At 55.4% G+C, this 12734-nt stretch carries 10 protein-coding genes and 1 riboswitch; of the genes, 3 read left to right on the top strand and 7 right to left on the bottom strand.

The features are described from left to right. Positions 1 to 685: 685 nt before the first annotated feature. The 3 genes from LQV63_RS05290 to LQV63_RS05275 are packed head-to-tail and all read right to left on the bottom strand — an operon-like array spanning position 686 to position 4683. Positions 686 to 1738: a Gfo/Idh/MocA family protein gene (locus LQV63_RS05290; protein WP_233695904.1), complete on the bottom strand. Its 1053-nt coding sequence runs from the start codon at positions 1736 to 1738 to the stop codon at positions 686 to 688. Further along, positions 1735 to 3441, bottom strand: a complete 1707-nt coding sequence (locus tag LQV63_RS31715; RefSeq protein ID WP_325175852.1) for a TIM barrel protein — start codon at positions 3439 to 3441, stop codon at positions 1735 to 1737. The genes LQV63_RS05290 and LQV63_RS31715 overlap by 4 nt, the downstream gene beginning before the upstream one ends. Positions 3442 to 3447: 6 nt before the next feature. Beyond that, positions 3448 to 4683 carry an N-acetylglucosamine-6-phosphate deacetylase gene (locus tag LQV63_RS05275; protein WP_233695903.1) on the bottom strand — a complete coding sequence of 412 codons (1236 nt, stop codon included), beginning with the start codon at positions 4681 to 4683 and terminating at the stop codon, positions 3448 to 3450. A gap of 202 nt (positions 4684 to 4885) precedes the next feature. Here LQV63_RS05275 and LQV63_RS05270 point away from each other — a divergent pair, with 202 nt between their 5' ends. Together LQV63_RS05270 and LQV63_RS05265 are read left to right on the top strand one after the other, a co-directional pair. Next, positions 4886 to 5896: a Gfo/Idh/MocA family protein gene (locus LQV63_RS05270; protein WP_233695902.1), complete on the top strand. Its 1011-nt coding sequence runs from the start codon at positions 4886 to 4888 to the stop codon at positions 5894 to 5896. 80 nt (positions 5897 to 5976) lie between these two features. Next, positions 5977 to 6816, top strand: a complete 840-nt coding sequence (locus LQV63_RS05265; RefSeq protein WP_233695901.1) for an AraC family transcriptional regulator — start codon at positions 5977 to 5979, stop codon at positions 6814 to 6816. Between the two features lie 209 nt (positions 6817 to 7025). On the opposite strand, the gene LQV63_RS05260 is transcribed toward LQV63_RS05265, so the two are convergent. Next, positions 7026 to 7724, bottom strand: coding sequence for an ArsR/SmtB family transcription factor (locus LQV63_RS05260; protein WP_233695900.1), 699 nt, complete (start codon positions 7722 to 7724; stop codon positions 7026 to 7028). Between the two features lie 112 nt (positions 7725 to 7836). On the opposite strand from LQV63_RS05260, the gene LQV63_RS05255 reads away from it, so the two are divergent. Next, a complete protein-coding gene (locus tag LQV63_RS05255; protein ID WP_019421041.1) occupies positions 7837 to 8469 on the top strand; it encodes a flavin reductase family protein in 633 nt (210 codons plus the stop codon). A 233-nt stretch (positions 8470 to 8702) separates the two neighbouring features. Here the strand turns inward: LQV63_RS05255 and thiC are convergent, their stop codons facing one another. From thiC to LQV63_RS05240, 3 genes are all read right to left on the bottom strand, one after another. Continuing rightward, entirely contained in the window at positions 8703 to 10502 is a 1800-nt protein-coding gene (gene thiC / locus LQV63_RS05250) for a phosphomethylpyrimidine synthase ThiC (protein ID WP_325175847.1), read from the bottom strand. 381 nt (positions 10503 to 10883) lie between these two features. After that, positions 10884 to 10997: riboswitch (TPP riboswitch) on the bottom strand. Between the two features lie 287 nt (positions 10998 to 11284). Further along, positions 11285 to 12121, bottom strand: coding sequence for a phenylacetic acid degradation operon negative regulatory protein PaaX (gene paaX, locus LQV63_RS05245; protein ID WP_019421038.1), 837 nt, complete (start codon positions 12119 to 12121; stop codon positions 11285 to 11287). Positions 12122 to 12280: 159 nt separating this feature from the next. After that, positions 12281 to 12712, bottom strand: a complete 432-nt coding sequence (locus LQV63_RS05240; RefSeq protein WP_233695899.1) for a thioesterase family protein — start codon at positions 12710 to 12712, stop codon at positions 12281 to 12283. Positions 12713 to 12734: the final 22 nt, after the last annotated feature.

The following is a 12734-nucleotide window of genomic DNA, read 5'->3' as shown; positions in this document are numbered from 1 at the left end:
AAATAAACCAACGATTTTTGTTTTTTACACTGTCTACTTGACAGGGAGCACTTCACATATCCCCGGCTCTGGAAATTTCGTTTCGCATGCATACCACATTGGTGCTTATGCCCACTGCTCCAATCACTCAGGAAACCATGGCGAACGATAAATCTTCTTATCTGTTGCATAGTCCCACTCTCCCATTAACTCAGGAGGCGGGATAATTTTATTATTCCTTATTTCCCCAAGATGCGCCCGTAATTCACAAACTTTAGCCTACAGTCCGGCACGCCAATGCTTGACTCTATCTATCTTTATCTCACACATATGTCCATTCTCCCCTTGACTCAGTGAACGCAACAACAGGGAAAATAACAACGAGCGCCTGATTAAGTAACAGCGGTCTCTTCTAGCAAAGAGCTATCGAGGTACTGGAGCTTCTAGTCAAGCGCTAGTGTGAGTTCCCAAAAATGAGCTATTCGAGCATTCATAAATTTTTTTGTACCATTTGGAACCGTCCATCAATTGGCATCATCATCTTAATTAACCAACATCTTCTGATAGAAGGGGAGAATGGCGCTAAAGGGAGAACTGAGTAACTCATTTTTCTCCTATTTCACCACCGTACTCTGGGACTTCGAAGCATAGCATACTAATCGTCAGCGCCTGAATATGCCACGCCAAGCGAGCCCTCAGCAGGAGGTTATCCCAGGCGGACTTCTTTGCCGGTGCGGGCCGATTCGTAAATGGCCAGAATGAGCGCCACCGCCTTGCGTGCCTCTTCGCCCGGCACCGCCGGTTCGCGGTCTTCGCGAATCGACTCGATGAGGTCACGGACAAGCAGCGTATGCCCGTCGGCGGACAGACTGCGCGGGTCGCTTCCCGGCGATTGCTTCGCTTCCGCGCCGAGCTGCGGCATATCCTCCTCGCTGCCCGGATAGGTCCAGGCCGCAATGCCGCCGTCGCCGAACGCGATGGTCCCCAAGTCTCCGTGCAGCTCGAAGCGCGTGTCCTGCGCCGGATTGACGCTCGTCGCCCCTTGGATGATGCCGAAGGCGCCGCTCTTGTATTTAACCGCGACGACCGCTGTGTCCTCCACCGGAATGTCGCGCACGAGCGGAGCGGCGTAGGCGAAGACAGACTCGATGTCGCCCATCATCCATTGGACAAGGTCGATGCCGTGAATGCCCTGATTCATCAGCGCCCCGCCGCCATCGAGCTCCCATGTCGCGCGCCAGCCCGCGCTCTTGTAATACTCGGGGGAGCGGAAATATTTCATATAGGCGTCGCCCAGCACCATCCGCCCAAGCTTGCCTGCGGCAATCGCCTCACGTGCCGCGATGGCGGCCGGCATCATGCGGCGCTGATAAACCGTCCCGAGCTTCACTCCATACTGTCTGCTGGCCGCAATCATGCGGTCGATTTTCTCCAACGTGACATCAATCGGCTTTTCGCAGAGAACATGCTTGCCTGCTTGGGCAGCGGCGATTGCCGCCTCTGCATGCAGGCCGCTCGGCAGACAGATGCTGACGACATCGATATCACCCCGCTTGAGCAGCTCATCCATGTCAGCCGCCGCCAGCGGGATGTCGTATTTCTCAGCCGCGTTCCGAGCTTTGTCGATATCAACGTCACAGACGGCCGCTACCTCGGCCTCATCTCCGTTGTTGCGAATGCCCTCGACATGCGAAGACATAATGACGCCCGCGCCGATAATGCCGAAGCGAAGCTTCCGTTCGTTGGAATAAGTCATCATAACACCTCTTCTTCCATTTGAGTGGTATGGACATTGCCTGCCGAATCTAACTCATCTATAGGGCTGGAGGATGAGAAGGCCTCCGCATCAGCGAACAGGATGCAGCATTCATGCGTGCGCAGCGCCGAGGCTGGGCACGCCGACGCAATCGGGCCGTACAGCGTTTGTTCCAGCGCCGCACGCTTGCGCAGCCCGGGAACGGCCCCGTACATATAGCGCGCTGACAGCAGCGCCGGAATGGTGAGCGTCAGCGCATGCGTCGGCACGTCGGCGAATGTGGCGAAGCAGCCGTCATTCACCTGCTGCCGGCGGCACGCCTCATCGAGCGCGACCGGCTTCACGAGCATCGGATCATGGAAGTCGGCAACCGGCGGATCGTTGAAGGCGAGATGCCCGTTCTCCCCGATGCCGAAGCAGACGATGTCGAGCGGCGCCTCACACAGCAGCTCGGCATAGCGCAGACATTCCGCTTCTATCAATGCGGCGTTCTCTGCTCCGATAAAGTGGACTCGGCCCGGCTGCACAATATCGAACAGCCTGTCACGCAGATATCGGCTGAAGCGCTGCGGCGCATCGGGGGCAAGCCCGATATATTCGTCCATATGGAACGCTGTCACCCGGCTCCAATCGATGCCGTCCGCCTCGGTCAAGGTGTGCAGCAGTTCATTCTGTGACGGGGCCGCTGCGAACACGATCCGCACCTCGCGCTGCTCACTCAAGAGGCGGCGCATCTGGTCTGCGACCATGTCGCCCGCAGCTCTGCCCATCTGCCCCCGCTCTTCGTAGACCTGCACTTGCAGAATATCCTGCCGCTGCGCATCCAACGGTGACTCATGGGTGCGCATGGCAATAGAGATCTGCTCCAGCCCTTGCAGGGACAGCTCCACTCCGTCTGCCGCTGTTCCGCCCTCTGGCACAACGTGCGGCTCCATCGTGAAATCCCCCTCATATCCGTCGCGCCGCAGCGCCTGCAGCTGCTGCACATAGTCGACGTTGCCTTGCCCGATCGGAACGCACACGCCTTGCCCGTTAATATGTACGGCATCCTTCAGATGCACGTGGGCAAGCACGTCCCGCACATGCCCGTATCCGGCAGGGAACGCCTCTCTTCCGCCATAAGCTTCATTGCCCGGGTCCCACAGCACCTTCAGTCCCGCTGAATCGACCGCTCTGGCGTATGCAGCCACCTCGGCGGCGAACCCTCCGTTGCAGGCCGGCTCATTCTCGAGCAGCAGCAGCATTCCTGCCTGTGCGGCACGTTCGGCAGCCCGCTTCAAATGCCGGACGATTTCATCAAAGTAATCTTCTGGATTGTCTTCCCGCCAGAATGAGAAGATGCGAATTCGGTTCGTGCCGAGCACCTTCGCTAGCCGGAACGCCTGATCTAATTTGGAAAAATGCGCTTCCACCCCCTCCTCCGCCTGCCCGAATGTATCACCCGCCGCAACCTGGCGGGATGGGCTCAGGGCACACTTAAATACAGGTGAAGCAAGGCAAGAAACCGTCAGCCCTAAGCGGCTAATCTGCGCCGCAAGCTCCTCCAATTGGTCCAGCGGCACTTCCATCACGTTCTTCCCGTCCACCGTGCGCAGCTCGACGCGGGCAAATCCCTTGCTTGCGATCCAGGCCAGCGCTTCATCCATATGCGTCGACACTTCGTCCGTCAATATTCCGAGCCTTGGACGGAGATCAGCCAATTTCATCAATTCTCACTCCTCCTTCACAAGTCGTCCTGCCTTCCATACCCGATGAATCCGAATCGCTGCATCCTCATTCCAGCTCCATTCCACCGCATCCGCGGGCGCGCCCCGCTCAAGCCCATGCCGATGCGGGAGCCCCATCGCTATGGCAGGGTTCAGGGAGGCGGCTCTCCACGCAGCTGCAGGCGATAATCCGCATGCCCGGATCATATGGGCAATGCCGTGCGGGAGCAGTTGTGCCGACCCCGCCAGCATGCGCGGATCGGCCGCCAGCTGGAGCCGCCCTTCCTGCGTCAGCACGACATCGCCGCCGATGTGCGTCCGGTATGGACCCGGGGCCAAGCCGCACAGATAGACCGCATCGCTGACCAGAACGAACCGCTCTGGCTTCGCGCGCTGGAACACCTTCAGGACGGAAGAGGGCAGATGGAACCCGTCCGCGATGACGCACGTCCATATACGTTCGTCCGCCAGCTGCTCCCATATATAGTTCGGATGGCGCGGCAGCATAAGGTGCGCCCCGTTGCCGAGGTGCGTTGACATGCGGGCACCAGCTTGCGCAGCCTGTCGTATCTGCTCCGGCGATGCCGCCGTATGTCCGATCGACACCGTAACGCCGCTTGCCGCAACAGCCGCGATGAATGCGGGCGCTTCCGCCCACTCCGGCGACAGGGTGACGAGACGGATGCGGCCGCCAGCCGCCTGCTGCCAACGTGCGAACTGCGTCATATCCGGCGGGCAAATATATTTTTTATCATGTGCCCCGCGCGCTCCATCTTCTGGCGATAAATACGGGCCTTCCAAGTGAAGGCCGGCAATACTAAGCGCCGTAAGCTCATCCTCCTCGCACGCTGCCGCAATCGTGGAGATTATCTGCGAGATGCTGTCGTCCGCATTCGTAATGACCGTCGGATAATACGTCGTGACGCCATGCTGCCACAGCTTGCGCGTAGCTTCATGAACCTGCTCGACCGTTAAGGAGGCCTGATTGAAGTCAATGCCGAAGCAGCCGTTGATTTGCAGATCGACGAGCCCCGGAGCAATGAAGCTATGCTGTTGCCGTGATCCAGAACCGCAAGCGCCGTGCCATTCGATCGATGCGTCATCGGCAGTCGGCCCCATCGATTCGGCTGCCGCCGAAGAGGGGGAACGAATCTCTCGGGCCTCTGCAACGCACCCATTATCGCCTGCATCCCAACGTCTGAAGCTGCCGCCAAGCAGACAATATCCTTCGATTACAGTCACACAACCTCCCGCCTCTCTATGCAGATGAAGACTTGCCTCTATTCGAAAATATGCTTTTTCTTCCATGCTTAGTCTGATTATAGAAAGGCTTCCACACTTCTACAACGAATCGAACGCAATACGCCAATATTGTGCGAAAGTGGACCGTACAATGCCAATATGAGGCAAGCAAAGGGGCACTGAACAAGGTAGGATGGTATTGATGATATTTAGATGGATTGCGAGTTGGACGCCAGAAGGAGGAGAGATAAAAGAAATGAAAGATATGCTGAGCATCGGTATGGTCGGACTCGATACGTCACACGCTATCGCTTTTACGGAGCTGCTGAATGATAGCGGCCACCCCTATCACATATTGGGCGGGAAAGTAACAGCCGCTTATCCCGGCGGTTCCCCGAATTTGCCTATAAGCGCTTCCCGGGTAGATGGATATGCCACTCAACTGCAGGAGCGCTTCGAAATTCAGCTTGTGGAATCATTGGAGGAGCTGGCCGGACAATGCGATGCCATGTTGTTGGAATCGGTAGATGGCAGCGTGCATGAGGCGCAGTTCGCCGCCGTTGCTGCCTACGGCAAGCCTGTCTTTATCGACAAGCCGCTGGCGTTCACGACAGAGGAAGCGATCCTAATCGTCAAGCTGGCACAGCAATATAATGTTCCGTTGATGAGCTCCTCTGCCCTTCGATACGCCGAAGCGTTGACAGCTGCGCTGCAAGCGGCAGGCGCCGCGCAGTCGGCTTCCGTGCCGACAGGTCCGGCGCTTGCCGTCGTACAAGGCATCGATGCATACGGGCCGACCCCGCGCGAAGCGGGCTTTCCGGGCTGGTTCTGGTATGGCATACATACGGTGGAGATGGTATACGCCGCCATGGGAGCAGGTTGCGAACAGGTGGAGGCCATGCCTTCAGCAGAAGGAGAGCTGATTATCGGTCGCTGGAAAGATGGCCGGATCGCCACTATTAGGGGCAACCAACATGGCGGTGCATTTGGAGCGGTCCTTCACAGCGCGGCAGGCTCTGTGCATGCAGAAATCGCCTCTCATCCGAAGCCGTTCTATGCCAGCTTGCTAGAACAGATCGTGAATTTTTTCCATACGAAGCAATCACCGCTGCCTATCGCGGAGACGGTGGAGATCATCGCCTTCCTGGAAGCGGTGAATGAAAGCCTGGCAAGCCGCAAGCCCGTTGCCCTGGGACATGCCGGTCTGTCATAACAGCCGCTCTTTCATTTCCTCCGAGCCGTCATTTCGGTTATGATGAAAGTATTAGGATTGCGCCAGAAGGAGGGCTCGCATTGCCGCTTCCCCCTACTCCGATACTTTCGTTGGACTACCGCACGACGAAGCCGATTCATTCGCTATTTCATACGCATTTTGGATATGAAGTATATATGTTTCACAGCGGACACTGCGCTTATTTGTTGGGGCAAGAACAGCTGCAGCTCGTTCCCGGCGATATTATTATTATGAACGGAATGGCCAGACATGGCCCTATACCTGATAAGCGCGAGGCATACGTCCGCACGACGATGCTGTTCGATCCTTGTGAAGCAGAAGCATGGTGCAAGCCGCTGTGCGACTTTGATGTGCTGCAGCCCTTTCGCACTCTGCGGAACAAGCATCTGCGGCTGCAGGATGGGCAACGAGCGGAAGCCGAGGAACTGCTCTTTCGTCTGCACCGCTTCTACGATGAAGAGGGCAGAGTCGCGGAGATTCGGCTCCGTGCTGCATTATTGGATTTATTTTTGTTCCTGTACGAACAGTGCGAGTCCACATTCGGCACCGAGCCGCAGGACTCCTCCAAGCCCATCGTATGGGCCGAGCGGATCGTGGAGTATGTGGAGACCCATCTGCATGCGGACGATCTGTCGCTCGATGACATGGAGTCCCGGCTGCACGCGAGCAAATACCACCTCATTAAGTCATTCAAGCAAGTAACGGGCTTGACCATCTTCGAATACGTGACAAGGCGGCGCATCAGTCAGGCGAAGATGCTCCTGCTGACCTTTCCCGACGAGACCGTGACCCATGTCGGACTTCAAGCCGGATTTAAAGATGCATCCCACTTCTCACGCACATTCAAGTCCCTTGTCGGCATGACTCCGAACGAATATCGCCGCAAGGAGCGAAAATAGAACAAGTACCTCACGTCCGTGTTTCAGCTCATAGCGGAGTGGTGCATCCGCATCCTGAATTTCGAATGCCCGTCACAATGATGTACAGCGGTTTGCGAATCCTTGCTCGTCTTTTCAATCACCTGACGACTATGTTGAATGAGCGTTGCCGCACATTGAAAGAGCTCCGGACGAAAACGAGCATTCGCTACTCAAGGCATACGGCCTGATCAGAGCGGAATATCGAACAGAGCGGATATACGCTCCCTGCCTTCCTCCGTAATCCGCACCGCACGGCTTGACGAATCACGCTCCAGCCAATTCAACTGCATCATACGTTCAGCCAATGCCTGCCCCAGCGCCCCTGCCATATGATGCTTCCGTTCAGTCCAATCCAGGCAACAGCGGCAAAAGGAACGTCTTTTTTTCCTCAATTCGCCCAATTCAAGTCCGAAATCGTTAAAAAATGACTCCCCCGCCTCTGTGACGGCAAACTCCATTCCGTTTTTGTACAGCAGTCCTCTTTCAGTTAGCGAATCCGCAATCGATACCCCTAATTCGCCTGCTACATGATCGTAGCACATGCGCGCATGACGAAGCTTCTCCATTTGCACAGATTGCCTTAGCGATGTAATCTGAACCGGTCCTGACAGGGAGAGCAGCTGTTCAATAATTTCCGCATCCGCAGATTTCTGAATTCGGTAATAGCGGTGGCGCCCGTGCTTCTCGGCGACGACAACGCCAGACTCCATCATCTTGGCAAGATGAAAGCTGGCGGTCTGAGGCGTGATGCCCGCAGCCAGCGCCATCTCTCCTGCAGGATGGAAGCGGCCGTCCAGCAAATGCGTTAGCATGGCGGAACGGGAAGCATCACTGAGCAGCGATGCGATGACAGATACATTAACAGGCACATTGACAGGCACATTCATTCGTCTTACGACCTCCCCCTGAAATGTATTTCATATTTCGATGATAGTTGAAATGTTGGCGGATTACAATGAACTTGAACGAGTGAGTACAACGATGTCGGGAGGATATAACATGAACTACGCAGCACCAGAAAACAACGCGCTTTCCCCATCCATTCAGATTGAGCCGAAGATTTTGTATTTTGGCATGCCTGTCATTTTGGTGACGACACTAAATGAAGATGGGACAACGAATATTAGCCCGCTTTCTTCTTCATGGGCGCTTGGGCACAACCTCGTTCTAGGAATGGGATTCGGAGGAAAATGTATAGAAAATGTGCAGCGCACGCCGCAGCTTGTCATTAATGTGCCCGACGCTTCCTTATGGAGGCAGGTGGAGAAGCTCGCCCCGCTGACAGGCAAACACCCTGTGCCAGATTATAAGGCTCAGTCCGGCTTCCGGTACGAACCGGACAAGTTCGCCGCCGCCGGGTTAACGCCTGTTCCTTCCGCTACTATATCGCCAGCGAGAATCGCAGAGTGCCCTCTCCAAATCGAGTGCGAAGTGCGAAACGTGACGATCCCGGAATATGCTCCATTCTTCGCGATTGTCGAGACGCAGGCGATATCCATACACGCGCACCCCGGCATTATGGCCGGCGGCAACCACGTGGATCCGTCCAAATGGAATCCTCTCATTTACAACTTCCGCCATTACTTCGGGCTAAGCTCTGCACTCGGCCATACGTATCGGGCTGAAGTATAAGGAATAAGACGGCCTCAACAGCCGTCTTTTACTTACCTTTTTTTATTTTATGTCTATCGCCTGTTCAGCATCTCCGTGGCGCACGATAGTCCCGTCCAGCCGCTGGATTGGCTGGGAATGCGCCCATCGCGGCGCTTCGCCGGCTAACTCTAAGCTTCCGCCAACCGAGATCTCCTGCCCAACATTCGATTCGCTAATTCTAGGCTGCTTCCTCAGCGCCCCCTGCTCCTCCGCTAGCTTGGAACTTCTGCCGAACGCGTCCGATACTCTTCCGCTTTTTCCTTCAAGCCCGCTTCAATGGCCGCCTCATTCTCGAGTCCATGCTCGCGCGCATACTCGCGAATATCCTGCGTAATGCGCATGCTGCAAAATTTCGGTCCGCACATGGAGCAAAAATGAGCCGATTTCGCCCCTTCCGCCGGAAGCGTCTCGTCGTGATATTCCATAGCCCGCTCCGGATCGAGCGACAGATTGAACTGGTCGCGCCAGCGGAACTCGAATCTCGCTTTGGACAGTGCATCATCACGCTTCTGCGCGCGCGGATGCCCCTTGGCCAGATCTGCGGCATGCGCCGCTATCTTATATGTGACGACACCTTCGCGCACATCGTTCTTATTCGGCAGCCCAAGGTGCTCCTTCGGCGTGACATAACAGAGCATCGACGTGCCGAACCAACCGATCATGGCCGCGCCGATAGCCGACGTAATATGATCATATCCCGGTGCAATATCCGTCGTTAGCGGTCCAAGCGTATAGAACGGCGCCTCTTTGCAAATTTCCATTTGAATGTCGACGTTCTCCTTAATCTTGTGCATCGGCACGTGGCCTGGCCCTTCAATCATCACCTGCACATCGTGCTTCCAGGCGATATTCGTCAGCTCGCCCAGCGTGCGCAGCTCGGCGAATTGCGCTTCATCGTTCGCATCGTATATACTGCCCGGCCGCAGGCCATCGCCCAAAGAGAACGACACATCGTACGCCTTCATAATTTCGCATATTTCCTCAAAGTGCGTGTACAAGAAATTCTCCTGATGGTGTGCCAAGCACCAGGCCGCCATAATCGAGCCGCCACGGGAAACGATGCCGGTCATACGCTTGGCCGTCAGCGGAATATAACGCAGCAGCACGCCCGCATGAATCGTGAAGTAATCGACGCCCTGCTCTGCCTGCTCAATGAGCGTATCGCGATATATGTCCCATGACAGCTCCTCCGCTTGACCGCCCACCTTCTCCAACGCCTGATAAATCGGCACTGTTCCTACTGGCACCGGACTGTTGCGAATAATCCATTCCCGCGTCGTATGAATGTTTTTGCCGGTAGACAAATCCATTATCGTGTCGGCTCCCCAACGAATGGCCCACGTCATCTTCTCCACTTCCTCGTCAATGGAAGAAGCGACGGCGGAGTTGCCGATATTGGCGTTAATCTTCACGTGGAACTTACTGCCGATGAGCATCGGCTCGCATTCTGGATGATTGATGTTTGCGGGCAAAATCGCCCGCCCGCGCGCAATCTCATCCCGCACAAGTTCCGGCGACACACCTTCGCGGATAGCGGCGAACTCCATCTCAGGGGTGATGATGCCGCGCCTTGCGTAATGCATCTGCGTCACGTTGCCGCCGGAGTGCGCCTGCAGCGGCTGACGTCCTGCCTGCGGAAAGATTTCGGCTCCTGCCACGTGAACCGCTTCAGGTGTCCGAAAGCCGTTATCTTCCGGTTGCACATGACGTCCGCTGTACGCATCGACATCGCCTCGTTCAAGCACCCAGGCATTGCGCAGCGGCGGCAAACCGCGGCGAATGTCTACCGAATACGCGGCGTCCGTGTACGGACCGCTCGTATCGTAGACGCGCAGCGGATCATGATGCTCTATACCGGTCGGCGTTTCTGTCGAAGCCAGCGTAATCTCCCGTTCCGGAACGAGCATATCGGGACGCGATCCTTGTGTGTACACTTTCCGGCTATTCGGAAACGGCGCGCATAACATGCGCGGCTCAGCTTGCGCTGAATGGGGATGTAACGTATGAGACATGACATGATTCCTCCTTGGAATGAACTGCTTACACCGTTCAAGCGCTGCCGGGAGTCCTTGCTAGTCATTTTCCAGCGGGCGTTAGTAGGCTGAGAAGCGGCTGGACAACAGCTTTGTCGTGAAGCCACGTCCCCTTGTCTGCAAATTGCAGCAGAATTGCATCCTGTCAGGTCATAGTCGAAAGCGTAAAAAGGAACCACGCATGAAGAGATTGCTTATGATGAAGGGATCAGCTCCTATACAAAGGGGCAGGTTGTACGTCATTGATAACATGAATTCCGTCATGCAGACGCAAAACAAGCCGGTCCCGAAAGGAACCGGCTTTCCTGTAGAATGAGTGTTGCGCAGGCAAGCTTTATATTAAAGCAAGCCCAAGCATCTCTGCTGTGCCGATTACTTCCCTACGCTGGTATAATCCAGATCAGGTGCAAAGGGTTTAAAGTCTTAATCGCGACCTTGTCTCAGCCCACGCTCAGGGCTCCCCTAGTAACGCTTATGTAAGTCATAATTGGCAATATTTCACTGCCACACCCTTACAATACAGGATTGCGTAAATTTTGGCAACGTATAATTCACTCCCCTGAGTAAAAGGGACTTTCGTAACAGCCTCTAAAACAGGCTTAATCCGATCGCCTGCCTCACAACGCAAGCTCACTTTAAAGCACGGAAGTAAGACGTTACAAAAGCCCACGAAAAAGTGCACAGCACACCGCGCGCTTAAGCTTACTTCGATACCTGTCTCCTGTAACGGGGAGTTCCTCCACCGAAGCCTACTTGCTGGATCAACCTGGCAGCGCATCGGGAGAGCATTCGTACACTTGTTCAAAGAAACGACTAGAACCCGGATGCAGCAAATCGTAGTAGTCCTGGAACAGTTGATCCGCTTCCTTGCCGAGCCAGACATCCGGCAGCAGCTCCTCAGGAAAATCGGGATCGATAAACAGGAACTTCCGGTACCTGTGGACCAGCTTGGTCTTCTCCACGAAGCAATAACCGTCCTGAACATCCTGCCCCTTCTCCGCCATGCTCAGCAATCTTTCATACCCCGGCATGTACTCGTTGATAAACTCCGCATAAGCGGCATTGATATCCTCGATGTTCCAGCATTTCTGCACCAACTGTCTGGGCGTGCTCCACGCGACATGGTCCGCTAGGAAAATTTCCACATGGTCGGTAATGTGGTGCGATTCCGAGATCTCCCTGACTTTGTCGGCAAGGTCGTTCGGGCTAATCCACGTGCTCGTCGTCAACATGCCGAATCCGAGCCACGCCAGCTCTTTACGCAGCTGATCCCGCACGCCCCGCTGCTTTTCGGGAATGTTGTAGCTGGCAATGCACCACTTGCCGTTCCACTTGTCGGTCTCCTGCTTGTAAATGCGCGCAGCAGCCTCGTCCAGACGTCTCTTTCCGCGAGGAGACATCGAGTAATAGCTGCGGTTCCCTACTTTGCGCGATTCCAGCCACCCCTGGCGAAGCATGCGCGAGATGGCAGCCCGAACCGCCTGTTCGGTCAAGCCGAATTCCCCCATTAAACAGGTCAGGCTCCCGACCCAAATTTCACTGCCGTAATGCCGGACGTACTCCCCGTAAATGGTAAACAGCATGGATTGCGGCCTCACGTTCACCCACTCCTAGTTCGATTCATTCTATAATTGGCAAATGTTGCATCTTGTCAAATTGTATCACATAAGCCTGTGGAGTAAAACGCTTTGTGCCAGCGGTTTTGATAACCGAACGCCTCAAGGCCGCACCTCTGTCGACCGTGACGCACTTGCTCACTAGCTGGTTTGATGTTTCCCCTGCTTCTCCTCCACTTTGCCCCGCAATTCCATGAAGCGCCTCGCCATTACCTTTTTATCAAAAATTGCTTGGGTAAACGACCCTTTCCCCACCAGATTGAATTCCGTCTCCGCTGTCACGTCGCAAATAACGCGCTTCGGCGCAACCTCGGTACAGACGGCGCGGAACGTCACGACTTGCCCCACCAAGGCTGGACCGACGTGCTTGATGTCGAGGGCATACCCTGAGCCTTCTTCCCCCTCTTCCAGAAAAGGCACAATCATCTCGCGCCCCGCCTTCTCCATATAGTAGATCATCATGACCGTGGACATCACGTCATGCACTACTTTTCCATCAAAAGCAGGACGCATGTCCGAAGTCACAGTCATGGCAAACGATACGGCGGCACCCGGGTGCAAACCTGGCTTCATGTCGACTCCTCCTTATAGAGGT

This window comes from Paenibacillus profundus (assembly GCF_021369635.1).
GTDB lineage: Bacteria > Bacillota > Bacilli > Paenibacillales > Paenibacillaceae > Paenibacillus_B > Paenibacillus_B profundus.
This window is presented reverse-complemented; position numbering and strand designations above follow the sequence as displayed.